The sequence below is a fragment of the Novosphingobium soli genome (assembly GCF_042432915.1).
Lineage (GTDB): Bacteria > Pseudomonadota > Alphaproteobacteria > Sphingomonadales > Sphingomonadaceae > Novosphingobium > Novosphingobium soli.
Window position 1 is genome coordinate 73,611 of record NZ_JBHLWK010000001.1, and the last position, 21,670, is coordinate 95,280.

Below are 21,670 nucleotides of genomic sequence, written 5' to 3' on the forward strand. Positions count from 1 at the left end.
AGTGCACTGGGTACCTCTGCCGGTAGCGCGACTCGTCTGTTCGCGGGCGGCGCACAGCGAAATTGCCGTTTTATGACAGTGCCGTCATTTTCTTGAAGAAGCGTCGTTCCCAGCGGACGATGGCGGCATCGAACCACTGATACCGGGAGAGTCGTCATGTCCATCTTCGCCCTTGCCGCCGCCGTCGTCCTCGGAACCTCGGCGCTCTCGCAGGGGGAACCGGCAGCCGGCGGCGATGACGTGGCCTATGCCGAGCTCAGCGCCGGCCAGCCCCAGGAAGCCGTGCGCAAGCTGGAAGCCGGCGGAGCGCCCCGGTCGGACGATCCAGCCGTCCTCATCAACCTGGGCGCCGCCTACGCGCGCGCGGGACAGGCGGACAAGGCGCTGGCCGCCTATCGGGCCGCCGTCGCCACCCCGGTGCGCTACGACCTGGAGCTCGCCGACGGCACCTGGGTCGATTCGCGCATCGCCGCCCGCCAGGCGCTGCGCAACATGCTCGCCGCGAGCGCCGTCGCCGCACGCTGACGCGCTCCCGGGGCGTGGCTCGTCCCGTCGCATCCGCGCCGCGGGGCCTCGACCTTCGTGCGGGGCCCTGCTAGCGGCGCAGCAGGGCCCGGGCTTCGTGCGCGGCGCGGCACGCGGTCTTCGACCCTTGCCGCGCGATCGTCACACACCTGTCATCCAGGGGGCGCACTGGGCCTCCATACGGAGGGCATGGTGATTCGATACGCACAGTTCCGCAGCCGCAACGCACGCGGCTTCTTCCAGGCAATCGGCGGCGCCGTCGCGCTGCTGACGCCCGGCCTGGCCCATGCCCAGGCGGTCGCCACCGACCCCGCCGGCTCGGGTCCGATCGTCGCCGCGCTGGGCTGGCTGCAGGGCACGCTGCTGGGCAACGTGGCGACCGCAGTGGCGGTCATGGCGGTGGCCGCGGTCGGCTTCATGATGCTGACCGGCCGCATGAACTGGCGCTTCGGCGCGACCGTCATCATCGGCGTCTTCATCCTCTTCGGCGCGGGCGCGATCGTATCGGGCATCCAGCAGGCCGCGGTCGGCTGATGAGGCCCGCGCTGTGACCCTGGCCCGCTACCCCGTCCATCGCGCGCTCACCCGGCCGCAGATGTTCGCGGGGGTGACGTACAGCTTCTTCATCATCAACTTCGCGCTGGTGACGGAGATCTTCCTCATCACCAAGAGCTTCTGGACACTGCCGGTCATGCTCGTGATCCACGGCATCGGCTACCTGGCCTGCCTGCGCGAACCGCGGGTGTTCGACCTGTGGATCGCCAAAGTCAGCAAGTGCCCGCGCGTCGCCAACTGGCAGCGCTGGGGCTGCAACAGCTACGCGCCCTGACACGGGACGGCGCGGGGGAACGAGAACGATGGCCAAGAGCTTCAAATCGCCGCTGAAGGGCCCGATGGCGAAACTCGCCGGCAAGGAAGTGCTGGCCGGGGACCGCCTGCCCTATGCGGGGCTGGTCGACGACAACGTCGTGCGCCTGCGCGACGGGTCGGTCATGCTGGCCCTCATGGTGCCCGGTCTCGCCTTCGAGACGGCCGACAGCGACGAGCTCAACGCCCACGTCGCCACCCGCGAGGTGCTGCTGCGCTCCTCGCTGGACGCGCGCTTCGTGCTCTACCACCACGTCATCCGCCGCCGCGTCGAGATCGAGATGGCGGCGCAGTTCGACGATCCGCTCGCCGCGCACATCGACGCGCGCTGGCGGCAGCGCACGGGTTCGGGCGCGCTCTTCGTCAACGACCAGTTCATCACCCTGGTGCGGCGCCCGGCGCGCGGCAAGGCGGGGTGGGCGGACAAGCTCTCGCGCATGCTCAAGAGCAAGGGCGCCGACGCGGTCGAGGCCGATCCGGCCGACGTGCGCGCACTGAGGGCGGCGGCTTCGGCGATGGTGGCCTCGCTCGGCGCCTACGGTGCGCGGCTGCTGGGCGACTACGACGCGCCGGCGGGGCGCTGCTCCGAAGTGCTCGAACTGCTGAGCGCGCTCTACAACGGCGAGATGCGGCCGGTTCGCCGCCCCGCGGACGAGACAGACCTCGGCCACATGCTCCCCTACCGCCGAGTCAGTTTCGGCATGGACGCGCTCGAAGTGCGCGGCGCCACCGGCGGCGGCTTCGGCTCCATCGTCAGCCTGAAGGACTATCCCGATTCGACCGCGCCCGGCCTGACCGACGCGCTGCTGCGCCTGCCCTGCGAACTGGTCCTGACCGAGACGTACGCGCCGTCCGACCGCCAGATCGCGCGCGAGCGCATCGACCTCGCCATCCGCCGCCTGCGCAGCGCCGACGAGGAAGCCATGGCGGAGCGTCGCGAGATGGCGTCGGCCCGCGATGCGCTGGGCACCGGCTCGGTGGGCTTCGGCGACCATCACCTCTCGGTGCTGGTGCGCGCCGGATCGCTCGACCAGCTCGACGAGGTCACCGCGCTGTGCGCCGCCGCACTGGCCGATGCCGGCGCCGTCGCCGTGCGCGAGGACGTCAATCTCGAGCCGGCGTTCTGGGGCCAGTTCCCGGGCAACGAGAGCTTCATCGTGCGCCGCGCGCTGATCTCCAGCGCCAACATGGCCTGCTTCGGTTCGCTCCACGGCTTCGCCATGGGCCAGGCCGGCGGCAATCACTGGGGCGACGCGGTGACGCTGCTCGCCACCACCAGCGCGACGCCGTTCTTCTTCAACTTCCACCAGGGCGACCTCGGCAACTTCACCGTCATCGGCCCGTCGGGTTCGGGCAAGACGGTGGTCATGAACTTCCTGGCGGCGCAGGCGCAGAAGTTCGCGCCCCGCACGATCCTGTTCGACAAGGACCGCGGCGCCGAAGTGTTCCTGCGCGGCATCGGCGGCGCCTACAGCCGCGTCGCCGCCGGCCATCCCACCGGGTTCAACCCGCTCTCGCTGCCGGACACGGCCAGCAACCGGGCCTTCCTGCGCGACTGGCTGGGCGTGCTGCTGGCGGCCAAGGGGCCCGAGGAGCTGGCGACCATCGCCGGGGCCGTCGATGCGGCCTACCACAACGATCCGGCGCTGCGCCGCCTGTCGCACTTCCGCGAGTTGCTGGCTGGCGCCCGCCGTCCGGAGCCGGGCGACCTCGCCAGCCGCCTCGACGCCTGGATCCAGGGCGGCGAGCACGGCTGGCTGTTCGACAACCAGCACGACCGGCTCGACCTTTCCTCGCGCGTGCTCGGGTTCGACATGACCGCGCTGCTGGAAAGCCCGCGCCTGCGCACGCCGGTGATGATGTACCTGTTCCACCGCATCGACGAGCGCCTGGACGGCGAGCCGACGATGATCCTCATCGACGAGGGCTGGAAGGCGCTCGACGACGAGGTTTTCGCCGCCCGCATCCGCGACTGGCTCAAGACGCTGCGCAAGCGCAACGCGCTGGTGGGCTTCGCCACCCAGTCGGCGCGCGACGCGCTGGACAGCAGGATCGCCACCGCGCTGGTCGAGCAGACCGCGACGATGATCTTCATGCCCAACTCGCGCGCGCGGGCTGAGGACTATTGCGAGGGCTTCGGCCTGTCGCAGCACGAGCTGGACGTGATCCGCACGCTGCCGGCGCACTCGCGCTGCTTCCTCATCCGCCAGTCGGACGCATCGGTGGTGGTCCGCCTCGACCTGTCCGGCATGCCCGAGGTGCTCACCGTCCTTTCGGGCCGCGAGAGCACCGTGCGCAAGCTCGACCAGCTGCGCGAACGGTATGGCGATGCGCCCGAGGCCTGGTATCCGGTGCTCACCGGCATGGCGTGGCCGGGCGAGCTCGCCGAGGATGCGCCCTGGATCGAGGCGGCGGAGTAGGGCCATGAGCGCAGCCTGCGAACAGCTCACCGAAGTGGCCTCGGCTGGCGTCGCGCCGGCGCTGCGGGCGGTCGACTGCGTCGCCAACGAGATGGCCGCCTCGGCCTTCGGGCGGCTGTTCGGCGCGGGCGGGGCGATGGGCCCGGTGCTCACCATCCTGCTGACGCTCTACATTGCCTTCTTCGCCTTCTCGCTGCTGACCGGCCGTTCCAGCCTGGGGATCTCGGCGCTGTCGCCGCGCATGCTGCGCCTGGGCGTGGTGCTGACCTTCGCGACCAGCTGGATCGCCTACCAGGGCGTGGTCTGGAACCTCGCGATCGGCGGGCCGGACTGGATTGCGGGCTTGCTGATGGGGGCCAAGGGCTCGGCGACGCAGGTCTTCGGAGATCGCATCGACATCATCTTCTCGGCCATCAACGACATCTCCGAGGCGACCACCAAGGCCGGTGCCGCGGCGCAGGAGAGTGGCGCCAGCGGAGCCGAAGGCGCGGTCGTGGCCGGCGTCGCCAAGGGCGCGGGCGGGCTGTTCACGCCCGAGAGCGTGATGTGGATGGGCGCGCTGCTGCTGCTGCTCGGCACCGTGGGCGTGCTGCTCACCGCGCGCATCGCGCTGGCCGTGCTGCTCGCGCTCGGGCCGATCTTCGTGGTCATGGCGCTGTTCGGCGGCACCCGCGGGCTCACCGCAGGGTGGCTGCGCGGGGTGGCGCTGACCGCGGTGACGCCGCTCTTCGTGGTGCTGGGCGGCGGGATCACGCTGGAGCTGCTGGTGCCGATCATCTCGGGCCTGATGCAGAACGCCAATGCCGGCGAGATCGACGGCCGCGGTGCGATGGCGCTGTTCCTGGTGGCCTCGGTCCACGTCGCGCTGATGGTCATGGTGGTGAAAGTGGCCGCGACGATGGTGTCGGGCTGGCAGGTCTTCGGTCTCGGCAGCAGCGAGCGCGACCGCGCCGGGCCGCAGGGACAGGCCGCACCCGCGCCCGTGGCCGGCACCGCCGCGCCGGCACCCGCCGCGTTCCAGAGCCGCACCTCCACCGTCTCGGCCGCGGCTGCGGCGGCCTCGGGCAGCGCCGTGGCCGCGGCCGGCGAAGGCGGGGCGCGTTCCAGCGAGCGGCGGACCGTGGTCACGCAAGTCGTGGGCGGCGGGATCGAACCCCTGCGCCAGGGCGACGCGGCCACCCGCGCCAAGGGCATCGCGAACGGGATCGGCAGCCGCTTCCGCAGCGCATCGAACGACACCGGCAGGTTGCCGGCCAAGGAGAAGACACGATGAACCGCGCATCCTCGCGCAGGCTTGCCGCCGCCGCGATCGGCGCAAGCCTCGCTGCCGCGGCGCTGGCGCTGCCGGCCCGGGCGGACGATCGCCTCGTCACCCACGCCTACAGCGAGAACGAGGTGGTGCGGATCGACGGCAGGGCCGGGGTCCAGGCGACCATCGCCTTCGGCCGCAACGAGTCGATCGAGAACGTCGCGGTCGGGGATTCGCAGGCGTGGCAGATCACGCCGAACAAGCGCGCCGACCTGCTTTTCGTGAAGCCGCTGGAAGGCAGCGCACGCACCAACATGACGGTGGTGACCAACCGCCGCACGTACTTCTTCGATCTCGTCGCCTCGGCCAAGGCGAAGCCGCTCTACATGCTGCGCTTCACCTACAAGGACGAACCGAAGGACGATCTCCCCGGAGCGCCGGCGCTGGCCGGTCTGGATCCGGCCGAGCAGGCGATCGCGGCGGGCGATCCCGCGGCGCTGCCCGCCGACCCGGCCGCGCTCAACTTCGCGTGGAAGCGCGTGGGGACCGAGAAGCTGATGCCCTCGCGCATCTATGACGACGGCACCTCCACCTACCTGATCTGGCCCGACAAGGCGGCCGTGCCTGCCATCCTCGTGATGAACGAGAAGGGCGACGAGGGCCCGGTCAACTACGCGGTGCGCGGCGCCGCGATCGTCATCGACGACGTGCCGAACACCATCGTGCTGCGCTCGGGCAAGGCCAAGGCGGAGCTGGTGAACGGCCTGCCGCTCGCGGCCCGGCCTGCCTCCACGCCGCGGACCGCCGCTCCGGCACCCAGCGTCGCGGCCAATTCGCCCGTCACCGTACCCGCCCCGACCGCGCCGGTCGCGGCGGCGGCGGCGCCCACTTCTCAGGGGAACTGATCCATGGCGCCCAACTCCTCGCTGCGCGAACGCCTCGCACCCGACGCCGCCAATGATCCGCGCGACGGCGAAGGCGCGCAGGTCATCGACCTCGCCACCCGCAACGTCCTGCCGCAGGTCTCGCAGCGCAAGAAGGCCGACGGCCTCGGGCTGGCCGCGGGCGTCCTGATCGTGGCGGCGCTGGGCGGGCTGACGCTGTGGTCGATGGACTCGGCGCGCAATGGCCCGAGCGCGGCGGTGCCCGCCGCCCCGGCTCCGGTGCCCGCGGTGCCCGTCCCCGCCGGCGTGGTTCCCGCGCCTGCGCCGGCCGCGGCGGCGATGCCGGCGCCGCTGCCCGCGCCCGCCCCGGCCCCGGTGCTGGCGGCGCCCCCCGCAACCGCGGCCGCGCCCGGCACTCAGGCGAACCCCTATGCCAGCCCGACCGTGGTGTTCGACGTCGGGACCGGCGCGGCCGTTGCCGTCGGCGCTGCGGGCGACGCTGCCAAGGGCGGCAACGCCAACGACGATTTCGCGGCCCGCATCGGCGGCACCGGCTCCACCGCCTCGGCGGCGCGCTCCTTCGATCCGGCGACCACGGTCACCCAGGGCACGCTGATCCCCGCGGTGCTGGAGACCGCGATCGACACCGACGTCCCCGGCTACGTGCGCGCCATCGTCTCGACCGACGTGCGCAGCTTCGACGGGCGCCGCGTGCTCGTCCCGCGCTCCTCGCGCCTGATCGGCCAGTACAAGAGCGGGCTGACCGCCGGCCAGAAGCGCGCCTACGTCATCTGGTCGCGCCTGATCCGCCCGGACGGGGTCTCGGTGAACCTGGGCTCGCCCGCCATCGCCTTCGGCGGCGAGACGGGTCTGCCCGGCAAGGTCAACAGCCACTTCTTCGAGCGCTTCGGCTCGGCCATGCTGCTCTCGGTCGTCGGCAGCCTCGCCACCATCGGCTCGGGCGGCGCCAACGTCGTCGTCGGGGGCGGCAGCTCCGCCGCGGCGCAGGCGGTGCAGAGCGGCTCCCAGATCGGACCGACCATCCGCGTCCGCCAGGGCGAGCCGATCCGCGTGTTCACCGCCAAGGACCTGGACTTCAGCAAGGTCCAGTGACGCATCATGGCAGACGTGCTCACCTTGCAGCCGGATCGTACCGGACACCGCGCCCCCGTGGCTGAGACGCCGGTGCCCGAGGCGCGCAGCGTCTACCTCGACGCCTACCTGGCGCCGCTGCGGCCCTGGCTCGAGCGCGAGACGGTGACCGAGATCCTGGTCAACCGGCCCGGCGAGATCTGGGTCGAGGACGCCGCGCAGGCCGGCATGCAGCGGGTCGAGCTGCCGCAGATGGACAACCGCCTGCTGCAGCGCCTGGCCGAGCAGGTCGCGCGGATCAGCCACCAGGGCATCAACCGCGAGCACCCGCTGCTCTCGGCGACGCTGCCCGCCTATGGCGGCCAGTCGGGCGCGCGCATCCAGCTCGTCGGTCCCCCGGCGACGCGCGCCAACTGGGCGCTGGCGATCCGCCGCCACCGCCTGCTGGAGCTGCCGCTCGACGCCTACGACCGCGGGCCGATCGCGCCTCCGGTGGAGCAGCCGACGCCCGACGCGCTGGCCGAGCCGATCGCCTTCCTGCGCGATGCGATCCGGCGCCGCCGCACGATCCTGATCTCGGGCGGCACCTCGACGGGCAAGACGACCTTCCTCAACGCCATGCTTTCGGAGATCCCGGAGCACGAGCGCGTGGTGCTGGTCGAGGACACCGCCGAGCTGCGCCTGCCGGGCGCCAACGGGGTCGGCCTGATCGCCGTCAAGGGCGAGCTGGGCGAAGCCAAGGTTTCCGCCAACGACCTGCTGCAGGCCGCATTGCGCCTGCGCCCCGACCGGATCGTGCTGGGCGAGCTGCGCGGCACCGAGACGGTCAGCTTCCTGCGCGCCATCAACACCGGGCACCCCGGTTCGTTCTCGACCGTCCACGCCAACACGCCGCGCGGCGCGCTGGAGCAGATCGCGCTGATGTCGATGCAGACCGGGATCGGCCTGACCCGCGCCGAGACGCTCGAATATGCCGCATCGGTGATCGACATCGTGGTCCAGCTCGACCGCCACGGCGGCAAGCGCGGCATCGCGACCATCGCTGAGACCCGGACGCTGGTGTGATCGGCGCGGGGGAAGCGACAACCCGCTTCCCCCGCGCGCCGTTGCCCTCAGAGCTCCAGCAGTTGCCCCGCGGGGCTCTCCAGCCGCGGCTCGAGGCCGAGCCATGCGGCCAGCTGGTGAAGGTCCTTGGCAATGCCCGGGCTGAACAGCGGCTGCGCGCTTTCGTGCAGCGTCAGCACCAGCGCGTCGCCGCGGATCGCGACGCCGGTGGTGCGCAGGCCCTGTTCCGAGCAGCCGGTGAGGCGGCGGCACAGGCGCACCGCGAGACCCCAGCCGATCGCGCGCTCGAGGTCCGCCTTTCGCGCGAGGCGCGTGAAGGGGGCGGGGATGTCGGTCTGGCCCGAGTTCGCGAAGATGGTCATCGCCATCATGCCGCGCCCGCGCATGTCGAGGCCCACCCAGCGCTTGCGCAGCGCCCAGGTGAGCGCCTCCTCGGTGCGCAGGTTCGGCTCGGTCCGCATCGCGGCGAGCGAGAGCAGGCAGGCGGCCGTGTGCAGGTCGGCGTCGCCCGGGTCCTCGCGGCAGACCGGCGCGGTCCAGGCGACGACGTGCTCGGCATGCTCGGCCGAGACGCTCGCGGTCTTGGCGAAGGCGGCCACGCTGGCCAGCATCGGGCTCTCGCGCTGCACTTCGGGCGGGAGCTGCATGTGCAGCAGGCCTTCGCGAAGCCCCCAGGAGGAGAACACCAGGGCGGAGGGGCGCAGCTGCGTGACCATCTGCACCAGCAGCGCCGCCGCATCGGGCAGGCTGGCGATGCGGGCGGCGGAGATGCGCGGGTCCGGGTTGTCGATGCGCCCCTTCTCGAACTGGCGGGCGATGCGCAGCGCCTCCTCGGGGTCCAGCACGAAGCCGTGCGGGTCGTCCACCGGCCAGTCGAGCGCGCGCATCGCCTGCAGCGCCAGCGCGCGCCACGAACCGCCGACGATGTAGAGCGGCAGCCCCTCGCCACGGGTCCAGCCCCGGGCGGTGAGGCCCGCGCGCACGGCGGCGGCGAACTTCTGCGTGCCGAGCGCGCGCATGTCCGGCAGGCGCAGCGTGCCGAAGGGCAGGGTGATGCCGCCCGAGCAGATGCCGCCGGGCACCGCGTCGTCGATCTCGACGAGCTCCAGGCTCCCGCCGCCGAGGTCCGCTGCGATCCCGCGGGCGCCGGGGAAAGCGGCGATCACGCCCGTGGCGCTCGCCCGCGCTTCCTCTTCTCCCGAGAGCAGGCGCGGCGACAGGCCGAATCCGCGCACCGCTTCGAGGAACTCCGGCCCGTTCGCCGCGTCACGCGCCGCCGCCGTGGCGACGCATTCGACGTCGCTGACCTTCAGCAGCCGCAGCAGCGCGGCGAAGCGGGCGAGTGCCGCCAGCGCCGTGCGCATCGACTTCTCGCCAATCGCGCCGGTGCGGCCCAGGTCCTTGCCGAGCTTGGCGTTGACCTTCTCGTTCAGGATGACCGCAGGCGCACGCGGTGGGCCGTTGTAGACGACGAGGCGCACCGTGTTCGAGCCGATGTCGATGATGGCGCGATTTTCGCTGGACTGGCTGATGCCGATCATTCTGCTCAAGACGTTCGCAAGGGACGGATGTTCCGGCGGAGGCGACCACCGGAGCGTTTGGCGGGGAGGACGGTGCTCACCGCTTCGTGCCACCGCCCTATGTCAGATGTTGCCCCGCCGGAGCGAGAGCTTGGGCACCTTTCGTCCACTGTCGAGTGAGGCCCCGCGGCCGGACAGAGAGGGATTGGTCATGAAGTAGCGGTGAAGGTTGAAGGGGTTCTCCACTTCGCCCACCCGGTCGTAGCTGCCGTCCGGGGCGAGGTCCCAGGACTGCTCGGAATCGAGCAGGTTCGCCAGCATGACCTGGTCGAGCACCTGGTCGTGCACCGTCTTGTTGCGGATCGGCAGCATCACCTCGACGCGACGGTCGAGGTTGCGGCTCATCCCATCGGCCGAGGTGATGAACACCTTGGCCCGCCGGTTGGGCATGTGCGCGCCGTTGGCGAAGGCCCAGATCCGCGCATGCTCCAGGAAGCGGCCGATGATCGACTTGACCGCGATGTTCGCGGAGAGGCCGGGGATGCCGGGCCGCAGGCAGCAGATGCCGCGCACCACCAGCTCGATGTCCACTCCGGCATTGCTGGCGGCGTAGAGGCGGTCGATCAGGTCCGGGTCGGTCAGCGAGTTGAGCTTGGCCCAGATCGCCGCGGGTTTGCCGGCGACGGCGTTGGCGATCTCCGCGTCGATGCACTCGTTCAGCGTCGAGCGCAGCGAGATCGGCGAGATCGAGAGGATCTCCGCGCCGGTGGGCTCGACATAGCCGGTGATGAAGTTGAACAGGCGGCCGACGTCGCGCCCCGCCGCCGGGTCGGCGGTGAAATAGGACAGGTCGGTGTAGATGCGGGCGGTGAACGGGTGGTAGTTGCCCGTGCCGAAGTGGCAGTAGGTGCGGTAGGACTCGCCCTCGCGGCGCACCACCATCGAGACCTTGGCGTGGGTCTTCCAGTCGACGAAGCCGTAGATCACCTGGACGCCGGCCCGCTCCAGCTGGCTGGCCCAGAGCAGGTTCTGCTCCTCGTCGAAGCGGGCCTTGAGCTCGACCACCGCGGTGACGGACTTGCCCTGCTCGGCGGCGGCGATCAGCGCCGAGATGATGGCGGACTGCTTGCCGGCGCGGTAGAGCGTCTGCTTGATCGCCACCACGTCGGGGTCGCGCGCGGCCTGGCGCAGGAAGTCGATCACCACCTCGAAGCTCTCGTAGGGGTGCTGGACGACGATGTCCTTCTCGCGGATCGCGGCGAAGATGTCGCCGTCGTGCTCCAGGATGCGTTCGGGATAGCGCGGGCTGTAGGGCTCGAACTTCAGCTCGGGCCGGTCCTCGTCGCAGATCGTCGCGAGGCCCGAGAAGCCGATGATCCCCGCGGTCTTCATGATGAGCGACTTGTCGAGGCCGAGCTGCGTGCGCAGCAGCTCCTCGGCCGCGGGGTCGAACCGGCCCTGGAGCTGGAGGACGATCACGCGCCCGCGCCGGCGTCGCTGGATCGCGGTGCGGAAGTAGCGGACGAGGTCTTCGGCGTCTTCCTCGACTTCGATGTCGCTGTCGCGCAGGATGCGGAACACGCCGTGCCCGTTGAAGCGGAAGCCGGGGAACAGCTCCGCCGTGTTGCGGCAGATCAGGTCCTCGATCGAGATCCACATCGCTTCGGCGCCCGGGATCCGCACGAAGCGGGGGAGCGGCGAGGGGATCAGCACCATCTCCATCACCGAGGCCTGGTCGGCCAGCCGGGTGAGCGAGAAGAGCACGCCGATGCCCTGGTTGGCGACGAAGGGGAAGGGGTGCGCGGGGTCGATCGCCTGCGGGGTGATGACCGGCATGACGTCGTCGATGAAGTACTGGCGCAGCCAGCGCTCGCGCTCGCGATCGAGGCGGTCCTCTTCGCCGATCACGGTGATGCCGGCCTCGGCCAGCTGGACCTTCAGCGCGGCCCAGGTCTTCTGCTGGATGTCCTCGAGCTCGAGCACCTTCTCGTGCGTGACGGCGATCGCCTGCGAGGGCGTCAGCCCGTCGATCGAGACTTCCTCGATCTGGCGGCGCACCTGCGCGGCGAGGCCGGCGACGCGGACCATCAGGAACTCGTCGATGTTGCTGCCCGAGATTGAGAGGAACCGCAGCCGCTCGATCAGGGGGTAGTCGGGATTGCAGGCCTCGGCCAGCACGCGCTCGTTGAAGGCCAGCCAGCTCAGCTCGCGGTTGAAGTAGCGCTGGGGTTGGCTTCCGAGCTCGGATGCCTCGGTGCCGTCGCCGCTGGGGTTCGGTTCTTCGCTTGCTTGCAGCATGTCCATCGCATTCACCCGGAGGGCCTCTTGCATGCCATGATGACACATTCGCGGCAACAGCGCGAAAAGCCATCGGAAATCCGTGCCAGGCCGCGACAGGACCGCGCCTCGCGCCGCGTCGAACGTCGTTGCAGTGCAGCAACCTTTCGCGCACACTCGCCCGCGATGATCAAGGCCGCTCTCCACCATCTCACCCGCTACCGCTACTCGCGACGCGTTCGTCTCGGCCCCCAGGTCATAAGGCTGCGGCCGGCGCCGCACAGCCGGACGGCGGTGCCCAACTATTCGCTCAAGATCAGCCCGCCCGAGCACTTCCTGAACTGGCAGCAGGACCCGCACGGCAACTGGCTGGCGCGCGTGGTGTTTCCCGACCCGGTCGATCACTTCTCCATCGAGGTCGACCTGCTGGCCGAGCTGGCGGTCATCAACCCGTTCGACTTCTTCGTCGAGCCGGATGCGGAGGAGTACCCCTTCACCTATCCGGACACACTGAAGACGGACCTTTCGGCCTACTTCGACCTGGAGGAGCAGGGTCCCCTGTTCGATGCCCTCGTGGCCGAATACGCCGGCTACGAGGGCCGAACGGTGGACTTCCTGGTCGAGGTCAACCGCCGCCTGCAGCAGCGCATCGGCTACGTCATCCGCATGGAGGCGGGCGTGATGACGCCGGAGGAGACGCTGGCGGCAGGCACCGGATCGTGTCGCGATTCCGCCTGGCTGCTGGTGCAGCTGCTGCGCCGGCTCGGCTTCGCGGCGCGCTTCGTCTCCGGGTACTCGATCCAGCTCGTCGCCGATGTGCTGCCCAAGGAGGGGCCCGTCGGCGTGCTGCAGGACGTGACCGACCTCCACGCGTGGGCCGAGGCCTACGTGCCCGGGGCCGGGTGGATCGCGCTCGACGCGACCTCGGGCATGTTCGCAGGCGAAGGGCACATCCCGCTTTGCGCGACGCCCCACTACCGTTCGGCCACGCCGATCGAAGGACTGGCCGAGCCCGCCGAGGTCGACTTCGACTTCGCGATGAGCGTCAGCCGCATCGCCGAGGCGGTGCGGATCACCAAGCCGTTCACCGATGCGCGCTGGGAGAGCCTGCTCGCCCTCGGCGACGCGGTCGATGCGGACCTGCAGGCGGACGGCGTCAACCTGACGATGGGCGGCGAGCCGACCTTCATCGCCGCCGACGACTTCGAGGCAGACGAGTGGAACGGCGCCGCCGTGGGCCCCACGAAGGCGGCCTATGCCGACCGGCTGATCCGGCTGCTGCGGCGCAAGTTCGCGCCCGGCTCGCTGCTCCACCACGGGCAGGGCAAATGGTATCCGGGCGAGACGCTGCCGCGCTGGGGCATCTCGATCTACTGGCGCAAGGACGGCGTGCCGATCTGGCGCGACGATCGCCTGGTCGCCGGGGAGAAGCCGCTGGAGAAGGGCGGCGATCCCGATCCGGTGCCCGGCATGGACGTCCTCTCCGCCGCCAGGCTGCTGACGGCGACGGCGCGGAGCCTCGGGGTCGACGGCGACTTCGTGCAGCCGGTCTACGAGGACCGCGGCGTGTGGATGCTGCGCGAGGACGAGTTGCCGGTGAACACCACCCCGATGGACCCCAGCATCGAGGACGAGGAACTGGCGCGCCGGTTCCGCCGCACCTACCGCCGCGGCATCGACAAGCCGGTGGGCTTCGTGCTGCCGGTCCAGCGCTGGAACGATCGCGTCGATGCGGTGCCACGCTGGCGCAGCGAGTTCTGGCGGGTGCGCAAGGGGGTGCTGACCGCGGTGCCGGGCGATTCCGCACTGGGCTACCGCCTGCCGCTCGGCTCACTGCCCTACGTGCCGCCGGCCGATTTCCCCTACGTCCACCCGCGCGACACCGCCGAGCCCCGCGAGCCGCTGGCCGACTTCCGCCGGCAGGCGATCGAGCGCGGCAACCAGGGGCGGGAAGTCGGCACGGCCCAGCGCTCCGAGAGCGTGCCCGAGCCGCGCACCTTCAGCGATCCCGTGGTCGAGCAGGACCTCATCGAAGGCGCTGTCCGCACGGCGCTGACGGTCGAGCCTCGCGGCGACTACCTCGCGGTGTTCATCCCGCCCACCGAAGCGCTGGAGGACTACCTCGAACTCGTCGCCGCGATCGAGGTGGTGGCCGAGGAACTGCAGCTCCCGGTGCGGATCGAAGGCTACGCGCCGCCGCCCGACCCGCGGCTGATGGTGCTCAAGGTGACGCCCGATCCCGGCGTGATCGAGGTCAACATCCACCCCTCCGCCACGTGGCGCGAGACGGTGGAGATCACCGAGACGCTCTACGACTGCGCGCGCGAGGTGGGGCTGACCGCGGACAAGTTCATGGTCGATGGCCGCTCGATCGGCACCGGCGGCGGCAATCACATCGTGCTGGGCGGACCGACGCTGCTCGACAGCCCGTTCATCCGCCGGCCGGACCTGCTCAAAAGCTTCGTGGTCTACTGGCAGCGCCACCCCTCGCTCAGCTACCTGTTCTCGGGCCTGTTCATCGGCCCCACCAGCCAGGCGCCGCGCATCGACGAGGCGCGGCACGATTCGCTCTACGAACTGGAGATCGCGCTGGCGCAGGTCCCCGGCCCGCACCTGGAACAGCCCGCGCCCTGGGTGGTAGATCGCCTGTTCCGCAACCTGCTGGTCGACGTGACCGGCAATACCCACCGCACCGAGATCTGCATCGACAAGCTGTTCAGCCCCGACGGGCCCACCGGCCGGCTGGGCCTGGTCGAGTTCCGGGGCTTCGAGATGCCGCCCGAGCCGCGGATGAGCTGCGCCCAGCAACTGCTGCTGCGCGCGCTGACCGCCTGGTTCTGGCGCGAGCCGGTGGAAGGCCCGCTGGTGCGCTGGGGGACCCAGTTGCACGACCGCTTCATGCTGGGCCACTACGTCTGGGCCGACTTTCTCGACGTCCTCGAAGACCTCGGGCGCGCGGGCTACGCGTTCGATCCTGCCTGGTTCGAGGCGCAGCGCATGTTCCGCTTCCCCGTCCACGGCGAGGTTGCGGGGGGCGGCGTCACGCTGGAGGTCAGCCACGCGCTGGAGCCGTGGAACGTGCTGGGCGAAACGGGCGCGATCGGCGGCACCGTGCGCTACGTCGACAGCTCGACCGAGCGGCTGCAGGTCAAGGCCAGCGGCCTCGTCGAGGGACGCCACGTCATCACCTGCAACGGCCGCCGGGTTCCGCTGACCACCACCGCGCCGGGCGAGGGGGTGGGCGGCGTGCGCTACAAGGCGTGGTGGCCGGCGGAGAGCCTGCACCCGATGCTGGCGCCGCATGCCCCGCTCACCTTCGACATCTACGACCTGTGGAACGGCCGGTCGCTGGGCGGCTGCGTCTACCAGGTGGCGCATCCGGGCGGGCGCAACTACGACACCGTGCCGGTGAACGGCTACGAGGCGGAAGCCCGGCGCAAGGCCCGTTTCCAGGACTACGGCCATTCGCCCGGCCCGCTGGAGCGGCCGTCCGAGGAGTTGCCCAGCGAATTTCCCTACACGCTCGACCTGAGGCGGCCGTCGCGGCTATTGTAGCGCGATGATCCAGGCGTTCGTCTTTGCTGCTCGTCGCCGACCCATGACCGGGCGGGGCGAAGGGCCGGGCCACGTCCGTGCCGTGGCGCCCGCGCGAGGTGCGCGGTGACCGACCCCGAACTCGCCACTTCCTCCGGGTGGCTGGACGGCTATGCGGCCGAGGCTTCGCGCGGGGACCTGTTCGGCGATGCCAGCCGCCCGGTCGCCGCCTGCTGGCGCAAGGTCGCCGCCGGTCTTGCCGCCGCGACCGACGGCGATCCCTCCACGCTTCAGGAGGCAACGGCCCGGCACGCCGCGGACCTCGGGCTCGCCTTCCGCCTGACGGGCGACGAGGACGAGCGCGCCTGGCCGCTCGATGCCATGCCGCTGATCGTCGGGGCCGACGAATGGGCGCGGGTCGAGCGCGGGCTGGTCCAGCGCGCCGAGCTGCTCGAAGCGGTGGCGGCGGACGTCTACGGCGAGCAGACGCTGGTGCGCGACGGCCACCTTCCCGCCGCGGTGGTGGCCGGCAGCCCCTTCTTCGCGCGCAAGATGATCGGCCGCACCCCGCCGGGCGGACGCTTCATCCACGTCTACGCCGCCGATCTCGCGCGCGGTCCCGGCGGCCAGTGGCGGGTGCTGCAGGACCGGGTTCGCGCCGCCGGCGGCATCGGCTACGCGCTGGAGAACCGGCTGGCGATGTCGCGCGCCGTCGGCAACCTGCTGGCGGACGCGCACGCGCGGCGGCTGGCGGACTTCTTCTCGCACATGCGCGCCGGGATCGCCGCCAGCTGCCGGCGCGAGAACCCGCGCATCGCCCTGTTGACCCCGGGCCGCTTCAACCAGACTTACGCCGAGCAGGCCCACCTGGCGCGCTATCTCGGCCTGCCGCTGGTGGAGGGGCGCGACCTCACCGTGCTCGACGGCCGCCTCACCATCGGCACCATCGCCGGGCCCAAGCGCGTCGATGCGCTGTGGCGCTGGATCGACACCACGGCGCTGGACCCGCTCTCCTTCGACGCGCGCTCGCAGCTGGGCGTCGCCAACCTGTTCGACGCCTGGGCGGATGGGGGGGTGGAGATGGTCAACTGGCCCGGCGTCGAAGTGCTCGAATCGCCCTCCTTCGCGGCCTTCCTGCCGCGGCTCTGCCGGGTCATGCTGGGCGAGCCGCCGATCTTTCCCAATGTCGCGACGTGGTGGTGCGGGCAGGCGGCCGAGAGTTCCACCGTCGCCGCCCGGCTGGACGAGCTGGCGGTGGTGCCGGCCTTCGGGCAGCGGGTCGAGGGGCTGGAGAGCCGCGAGCCGGTCGCCGGCGCCGGCCTCGACGCGGCGGAGCGGGCGCGGCTGATCGACGCGCTGTGGCGCCGGCCGATGGACTACTGCGGGCAGGAGATTGTCCGCCTCTCCACCGCGCCTGCCATCATCGACGGCAGGATCGTCCCCCGGCCGTTCACCGTGCGCGCCTTCGTCGCCCGCACCGCGGACGGCGGCTGGACGGTGATGCCCGGCGGCTTCGCGCGCCTCTCTTCGACCAACGCGCTGCCGACCTCGCTGATGGGCCCGGGCGACCTCTCCGCCGACCTGTGGGTGGTGGACGAGAAGCCACCGGTGCAGCAGCAGGCCAGCCGCATCGCCGGCGAACCGCCGATCTCGCGCGGGGGCGGCATCCTGGCGAGCCAGGCGGCGGACAACCTGTTCTGGTTCGGCCGCTACAACGAGCGGGCCGAGGCGATGGTGCGCATCGTGCGCGCCATCCTCGCCAACCCGGCCGACAGCGACGGCAGCGACGGCGGCGTGCTGCCCCGGCTGGGAGGCCTGCTGGTCGAATCGGGAGCGATCTCGGCCGAGACCGCCCGGCTCTCGGTCGCGAAGATCTGCGCCCGCGCGCTCACCGAGACGCGCCTGCCGAGCGGAGTCGCCACGCTCATGCGCCGCCGCCAGCAAGTGGGCATGGCGCTGCGCGAGCGCTTCGCCCGCGACTTCTGGCGCATCGTGAGCCGGCCGATGCCCTCGATCGCGGTCGACCGCCCGCAGTCGATGCTGAGCAGCGCGCGCTGGCTGACCGAGCACTTCAGCGCGCTGGCCGGGCTTATCTCGGAGAACATGGTGCGCTCCGACGCTTGGCGCTTCCTCGAGATGGGGCAGCGGCTGGAGCGCGCGCAGGCGATCTGCCGCATGGCGCGGCGCTTGACGGTGGGCGAGGAGGAAGGGGGGCTCGCCCTGCTGCTGGACTTGTGCGACAGCCAGATCGTCTACCGCAGCCGCTACCTGACGCGCCCCTCCGCCGATCCGGTGCGCGACCTGGTGCTGCTCGATCCCGAGAACCCGCGTGCCCTGGCGTTCCAGGTGGCCCAGATCGTCGCCCATCTGGCGGCGCTGCCGGCGCTGCGCGACGACAATGTGCCGGAGCCGCCGCTGCGGGCCGCGCGCGCCCTGCTGGGCGAGTTGCAGGCCGCGGCGGCCGCGGACATGACGCCGCGCCGGCTGGAAGCGATCGAGGACAGGCTGCTGGCGCTCTCGGATGCCATCTCCGCGCGCTACTTCCTTCCGCTCGACAGCGAGGATGCGGAACGGCGCGCGAGGCTGATGTGACGCGCTACTCGGTCAGCCACATCACGACGCTCAAGTACGCCCAGCCGGTCAGCATGGCGCAGTTCAACGTGCGGCTGCGCCCCGCCGCCTGGACCGGGCAGACGGTCAGCGGCTACCGGCTCAGCCTCGACCCGCAGCCGGCGCAGGTGGCGCAGGGCCGGGGCGGCTACCACGTCAACGAGGCGCGGTTCGCGCTGCGCGCGCCCACGCAGCAGGTGCAGATCGAAAGCCGGTTCACCGTGGAGGTGGAACCGCTGCCGTTCTTCGTCGAGGGCGCTGGCGGGCCGGGCCTCGCCGACTTGCGCGAGCGGGCGATGCGCAAGCCCGACCTGTCGGACCTGGCGCCCGCCTCGTACATCTTCGCCTCGCCGATCGCGCAGCCCGAGCCCGCCATCGCCGCCTGGGCGGGCTCGTTCCTGGACGAGACGATGCCGGTGATGGAGGCTGGGCGCGCGCTGATGTCCGCCATCCACGACGAGTTCGCCTTCGATGCCGATGCGACGGAGACGGATACACCGCCCGCGGAGGTGTTCCGGCGCCGCCGTGGGGTGTGCCAGGACTTCAGCCATGTCATGATCATCGCCGCGCGCGCGCACGGCATCCCGGCGGCCTACGTCAGCGGATATTTGCGCACGCTGCCCCCGCCCGGACGCGAGCGGCTGGTCGGCACCGACGCGATGCATGCCTGGGTCAACCTGTGGTGCGGCGAGGAACTGGGCTGGATCGGCTTCGATCCCACCAACGACACACTGGCGGACACCGACCACATCTTCCTCGGCATGGGGCGCGACTACGCCGATGTGGCGCCGCTCGACGGCACGTTCCGCGGTGCCGCCGAGCAGGCCATGTTCTTCTCGGTAGACGTCGCGCCGCTAGACTGAGCGAAGACGTGTGAGGGCGGCGCTGGGCCTTCGACAAGCTCAGGCCAAGCAGGACGGAAGCGCGGGCATAGGACGGAACCTGCGCTCCGCCCCACACCGCCCATGCTGAGCCTGTCGAAGCATGCGAGCCTCGCGCGTGGGAAAGCGGGTCAGCCGCGGCCCTGGCTGGCGACCGGCTCGCCGGGGAAGATGCCGGCGATCGCCAGTGCGGAGCCGATTCGCGACAGCGTCTCCAGCATGTCGCCCACGCTGTCCTCGGTCACGACCAGCTCCAGCGTCTCGCGAGTCGCCTGGGGACCGCGGTCGCGCAGCGAGGTGATCAGTTCCAGGATCACCGCCTCGTGCTCGGAAACGTGGCTGCAGCCCATCGGGCAGAACGCCAGGGTCTCGAGCGCATCGCGGTTGAGCAGCATCATGGCGCGGTGGAAGGGCTGCAGCCCCCCGATCATGCGCCAGCGGGCGAATGCGGGGGCGAGAAGCTGCGCCGGGCAGCGCTTGTGCCCGATGGCCGTCACCCAGGCCCGCATCGACCAGACGAGGAACCGGCAGCCTTCGTCGAGGGTGCTCAAAGGGCGGTCGACGTACTTGTACATGCCGGTGACTCCTTAGGGCTTGCACGTGCGAATGATTATCATTAGCTACTGTTGCGCGGCTTGCTCCTCTCGTCAAGCCTGCACCAAGCCCGGAGGAACGCTTGTCATGGGGCGTTTCTCCCATCCTGTGAACTTGGCCGGGGCGGCTCCTTGCCTTGCCCGCCCCGGCCATTTTTTCCCGCACGCGGGGGGAAGAGCGCAGGACGCGGCCAAGCGCCTCATCCAGCGAGCTTTTCCAGCGCCCACAAATCGGCCGTGCGCCTGCCCGCCCCGCGCTGCAGATGACGAAAGAGGCCGAAAACCTTGCGGCCCGGCCTCTCGTATCATCAGGTCATGCCGGGTTTTGCCGGCTTATCCACAAGCCTGTCCCCGGCGGGAATCACCGATAGTCGAAGCCGCCCTTGGGTTGGATCTTGAGCGAGTTCTGTTGCAGCGCCGTCATCAAATACGAGCCCACCAGCAAGGGGAACTCCAGCATCTGCTTCTCGTCCCAGCTCTGCGCGAGCGCGTCCCAGGTGGCATCGCTCATGCAGTGGTCGGCGAGCAGTTCCTCGACCCCGCGCAGCACCGCCGATTCGTGCGCGCTCCATCCGGGCGCCGACGAGCCCTCGACCACCCGCTCGATCTCCTCGCCGGTGAGGCCGAACGCCTTGCCGATGTCGACGTGCTCGCACCACTCGAACGGGGCGCGGGCGAGGAGGGCGATGCGCAGGATGGCCAGCTCGCGCTCGCGGGGCGGGATCGCGCCCTTGGCCAGCTCGATGCCCAGCACCATCTGCCCCTTGAACATGCCGGGATGGCGCAGCGTGATGAGGCTGACGTCGGGGAAGGGCCGGCTTTCGGGGATCGAGAAGGCGGCGCGGATCACGTCCACCTGCTCCTGCCCCTCGGGGCTGACCTCCTCCAGCCGCAGCGGCGCATAGCGCGGCCCGTGCGCGACCGTCTGGGCCACGCGTGCCTCCGCGTCGAATTCGTACCTGCCGGTGATCGGTTCGGCCATTGTCGTGTGAGTCCTCGTCTGGAGATGAAAGGGGTTCAGGCCGCCCAGCGGTCCATGTGCCGCAGGTAGTCGGCAAAGCGCGCGCGCACCGCGCCGTCCTCGAGCCCGAAGCGCGCCGGGTCGGGCTTGGCCATGCGTTCCGCGGAGGCGTTGCTGTCCCACCACTGCGCCATGGCCTGGGCGAAGGCGGGCGAGACCGGCTCGCCCAGCCAGTCGTAGAGCCGCCGCACCTGGCCGAGCGGATCCTGCTGCATGGCGCGGAAGTGGATGTCGAAGAAGCGGTGGTCGTTCCCCGCCTCGCGGAAGGCGATCGCGCGCGCCATCGCCTCGGACCAGCAGCGCACGTTGAGCTCGCCGATATAGGCGGTGTCCACGTGGTCGGTGAACTTGCCGATGATGTCGGCATAGACCGTCGCCACCGAGAGCATGACGTCGGTGGGATCGCGGTGCGTCATCACGAAGCGCGCGTCGGGAAAGGCCGCGTCCAGCGCGTCCAGGTAGAGCATGTGCGTGGGCGCCTTGAGCCGCCAGGGCCGCGCCGGCTCCCCCCACTGCAGCAGCTTGAGCACGCGCTTCTCGTAGCGGTACGTTCCGGCGTGGTCGGCCTCCAGCAGCCACTCGGAGTAGCTGGGGATCTGGGCGAAGGCCTGGAAGATCTGGCTGTGGAAGTCGAGCGCCATGAGGTCCTGGCACTCCATCGCGCCGTCGATCCCGGTGGGAGTCCGGTTCCCGCCCCGCAGGCTCTCGTCGGCGGCACTGGCCGCCACGCCGCGGCGCGGGTCCGGCCCTTGCACTGTCGCCGGCGGCGGGCAGGGCTGCGAGCTTTCCCAGACGCGCAGGTAGCGCACCCCGGGGTCGCTCGACAGCAGGTAGGACAGCGCCGAGGAGCCGGTGCGGGGCAGGCTGACGCCGAACAGCGGCGCCGCGATCCGCTCCTCCTCGATCTCCGGATGGCGCGCGTACCAGTCCTCGACCATCAGCCTCTGGCGCAAGTGGAGGAGGATGCGGTCGCGCAGGGCGTGCTCGCCCAGCGCATTGAGCCGCGCCTCGGTATTGAGGGCGGCGACGAGGCGCTCCAGCCCCTCGCGAAAGCCGTCCTCGCCGAAGTCGCTGAGCCCGGTCGCCGACTGCGCGGCGGCCATCAGCGCGCTGGGTTGTTCCATGGCGTTCC

At 70.9% G+C, this 21,670-nt stretch carries 16 protein-coding genes; 11 read left to right on the forward strand and 5 right to left on the reverse strand.

Translation table 11 applies throughout. From position 1 onward, the window contains the following. Positions 1-156: 156 nt before the first annotated feature. The 8 genes from ACFFJC_RS00250 (at position 157) to virB11 (ending at position 8,102) form a co-directional block, all read left to right on the forward strand. The gene (locus tag ACFFJC_RS00250) at positions 157-525 is read left to right on the forward strand and encodes a hypothetical protein (protein WP_379485567.1); all 369 of its coding nucleotides are present in this window, start codon (positions 157-159) and stop codon (positions 523-525) included. 189 nt (positions 526-714) lie between these two features. Beyond that, entirely contained in the window at positions 715-1,059 is a 345-nt protein-coding gene (locus tag ACFFJC_RS00255) for a TrbC/VirB2 family protein (RefSeq protein ID WP_379485568.1), read from the forward strand. Between the two features lie 13 nt (positions 1,060-1,072). Continuing rightward, positions 1,073-1,354: a VirB3 family type IV secretion system protein gene (locus ACFFJC_RS00260; RefSeq protein ID WP_232496084.1), complete on the forward strand. Its 282-nt coding sequence runs from the start codon at positions 1,073-1,075 to the stop codon at positions 1,352-1,354. A gap of 28 nt (positions 1,355-1,382) precedes the next feature. Continuing rightward, on the forward strand, positions 1,383-3,812 hold the full coding sequence (locus ACFFJC_RS00265; RefSeq protein WP_379485569.1) for a VirB4 family type IV secretion/conjugal transfer ATPase: 2,430 nt from the start codon (positions 1,383-1,385) through the stop codon (positions 3,810-3,812). Between the two features lie 4 nt (positions 3,813-3,816). Then, a complete protein-coding gene (locus ACFFJC_RS00270; protein WP_379485570.1) occupies positions 3,817-5,085 on the forward strand; it encodes a TrbL/VirB6 family protein in 1,269 nt (422 codons plus the stop codon). Beyond that, positions 5,082-5,966: a TrbG/VirB9 family P-type conjugative transfer protein gene (locus ACFFJC_RS00275; protein WP_379485571.1), complete on the forward strand. Its 885-nt coding sequence runs from the start codon at positions 5,082-5,084 to the stop codon at positions 5,964-5,966. The genes ACFFJC_RS00270 and ACFFJC_RS00275 overlap by 4 nt, the downstream gene beginning before the upstream one ends. A 3-nt stretch (positions 5,967-5,969) precedes the next feature. Further along, positions 5,970-7,058, forward strand: coding sequence for a TrbI/VirB10 family protein (locus ACFFJC_RS00280; RefSeq protein WP_379485572.1), 1,089 nt, complete (start codon positions 5,970-5,972; stop codon positions 7,056-7,058). A gap of 6 nt (positions 7,059-7,064) precedes the next feature. Next, entirely contained in the window at positions 7,065-8,102 is a 1,038-nt protein-coding gene (gene virB11 / locus ACFFJC_RS00285; protein WP_379485573.1) for a P-type DNA transfer ATPase VirB11, read from the forward strand. 47 nt (positions 8,103-8,149) lie between these two features. Here virB11 and ACFFJC_RS00290 read toward each other — a convergent pair whose 3' ends face one another. Both ACFFJC_RS00290 and ACFFJC_RS00295 read right to left on the reverse strand, forming a co-directional pair. Next, complete coding sequence (locus tag ACFFJC_RS00290; RefSeq protein WP_379485574.1) at positions 8,150-9,643, reverse strand: Ppx/GppA phosphatase family protein; 1,494 nt, start codon at positions 9,641-9,643, stop codon at positions 8,150-8,152. A gap of 102 nt (positions 9,644-9,745) precedes the next feature. Beyond that, positions 9,746-11,953 carry an RNA degradosome polyphosphate kinase gene (locus ACFFJC_RS00295; RefSeq protein ID WP_379485575.1) on the reverse strand — a complete coding sequence of 736 codons (2,208 nt, stop codon included), beginning with the start codon at positions 11,951-11,953 and terminating at the stop codon, positions 9,746-9,748. 132 nt (positions 11,954-12,085) lie between these two features. On the opposite strand from ACFFJC_RS00295, the gene ACFFJC_RS00300 reads away from it, so the two are divergent. From ACFFJC_RS00300 to ACFFJC_RS00310, 3 genes are all read left to right on the forward strand, one after another. Next, on the forward strand, positions 12,086-15,454 hold the full coding sequence (locus tag ACFFJC_RS00300) for a transglutaminase family protein (RefSeq protein WP_379485576.1): 3,369 nt from the start codon (positions 12,086-12,088) through the stop codon (positions 15,452-15,454). 105 nt (positions 15,455-15,559) lie between these two features. Beyond that, a complete protein-coding gene (locus ACFFJC_RS00305) occupies positions 15,560-18,025 on the forward strand; it encodes a circularly permuted type 2 ATP-grasp protein (RefSeq protein WP_379485577.1) in 2,466 nt (821 codons plus the stop codon). Next, entirely contained in the window at positions 18,022-18,906 is an 885-nt protein-coding gene (locus tag ACFFJC_RS00310) for a transglutaminase family protein (RefSeq protein WP_379485578.1), read from the forward strand. The genes ACFFJC_RS00305 and ACFFJC_RS00310 overlap by 4 nt, the downstream gene beginning before the upstream one ends. Before the next feature lie 149 nt (positions 18,907-19,055). Here the strand turns inward: ACFFJC_RS00310 and ACFFJC_RS00315 are convergent, their stop codons facing one another. The 3 genes from ACFFJC_RS00315 to ACFFJC_RS00325 all read right to left on the reverse strand — a co-directional run bounded on the left by ACFFJC_RS00315 (position 19,056) and on the right by ACFFJC_RS00325 (position 21,662). Beyond that, entirely contained in the window at positions 19,056-19,499 is a 444-nt protein-coding gene (locus tag ACFFJC_RS00315) for a hypothetical protein (RefSeq protein ID WP_379485579.1), read from the reverse strand. A 379-nt stretch (positions 19,500-19,878) separates the two neighbouring features. Continuing rightward, on the reverse strand, positions 19,879-20,499 hold the full coding sequence (locus ACFFJC_RS00320; RefSeq protein ID WP_379485580.1) for a carboxymuconolactone decarboxylase family protein: 621 nt from the start codon (positions 20,497-20,499) through the stop codon (positions 19,879-19,881). A 35-nt stretch (positions 20,500-20,534) separates the two neighbouring features. Further along, entirely contained in the window at positions 20,535-21,662 is a 1,128-nt protein-coding gene (locus ACFFJC_RS00325; protein WP_379485581.1) for a sulfotransferase family protein, read from the reverse strand. Positions 21,663-21,670: the final 8 nt, after the last annotated feature.

Coding starts and splice junctions, on each gene's coding strand:
- ACFFJC_RS00250 (WP_379485567.1), top strand. CDS start 157: ATGTCCATCTTCGCCCTTGCCGCCGCCGTCGTCCTCGGAACCTCGGCG.
- ACFFJC_RS00255 (WP_379485568.1), top strand. CDS start 715: ATGGTGATTCGATACGCACAGTTCCGCAGCCGCAACGCACGCGGCTTC.
- ACFFJC_RS00265 (WP_379485569.1), top strand. CDS start 1,383: ATGGCCAAGAGCTTCAAATCGCCGCTGAAGGGCCCGATGGCGAAACTC.
- ACFFJC_RS00270 (WP_379485570.1), top strand. CDS start 3,817: ATGAGCGCAGCCTGCGAACAGCTCACCGAAGTGGCCTCGGCTGGCGTC.
- ACFFJC_RS00275 (WP_379485571.1), top strand. CDS start 5,082: ATGAACCGCGCATCCTCGCGCAGGCTTGCCGCCGCCGCGATCGGCGCA.
- ACFFJC_RS00280 (WP_379485572.1), top strand. CDS start 5,970: ATGGCGCCCAACTCCTCGCTGCGCGAACGCCTCGCACCCGACGCCGCC.
- virB11 (WP_379485573.1), top strand. CDS start 7,065: ATGGCAGACGTGCTCACCTTGCAGCCGGATCGTACCGGACACCGCGCC.
- ACFFJC_RS00290 (WP_379485574.1), bottom strand. CDS start 9,643: ATGATCGGCATCAGCCAGTCCAGCGAAAATCGCGCCATCATCGACATC.
- ACFFJC_RS00295 (WP_379485575.1), bottom strand. CDS start 11,953: ATGCAAGAGGCCCTCCGGGTGAATGCGATGGACATGCTGCAAGCAAGC.
- ACFFJC_RS00300 (WP_379485576.1), top strand. CDS start 12,086: ATGATCAAGGCCGCTCTCCACCATCTCACCCGCTACCGCTACTCGCGA.
- ACFFJC_RS00315 (WP_379485579.1), bottom strand. CDS start 19,499: ATGTACAAGTACGTCGACCGCCCTTTGAGCACCCTCGACGAAGGCTGC.
- ACFFJC_RS00320 (WP_379485580.1), bottom strand. CDS start 20,499: ATGGCCGAACCGATCACCGGCAGGTACGAATTCGACGCGGAGGCACGC.
- ACFFJC_RS00325 (WP_379485581.1), bottom strand. CDS start 21,662: ATGGAACAACCCAGCGCGCTGATGGCCGCCGCGCAGTCGGCGACCGGG.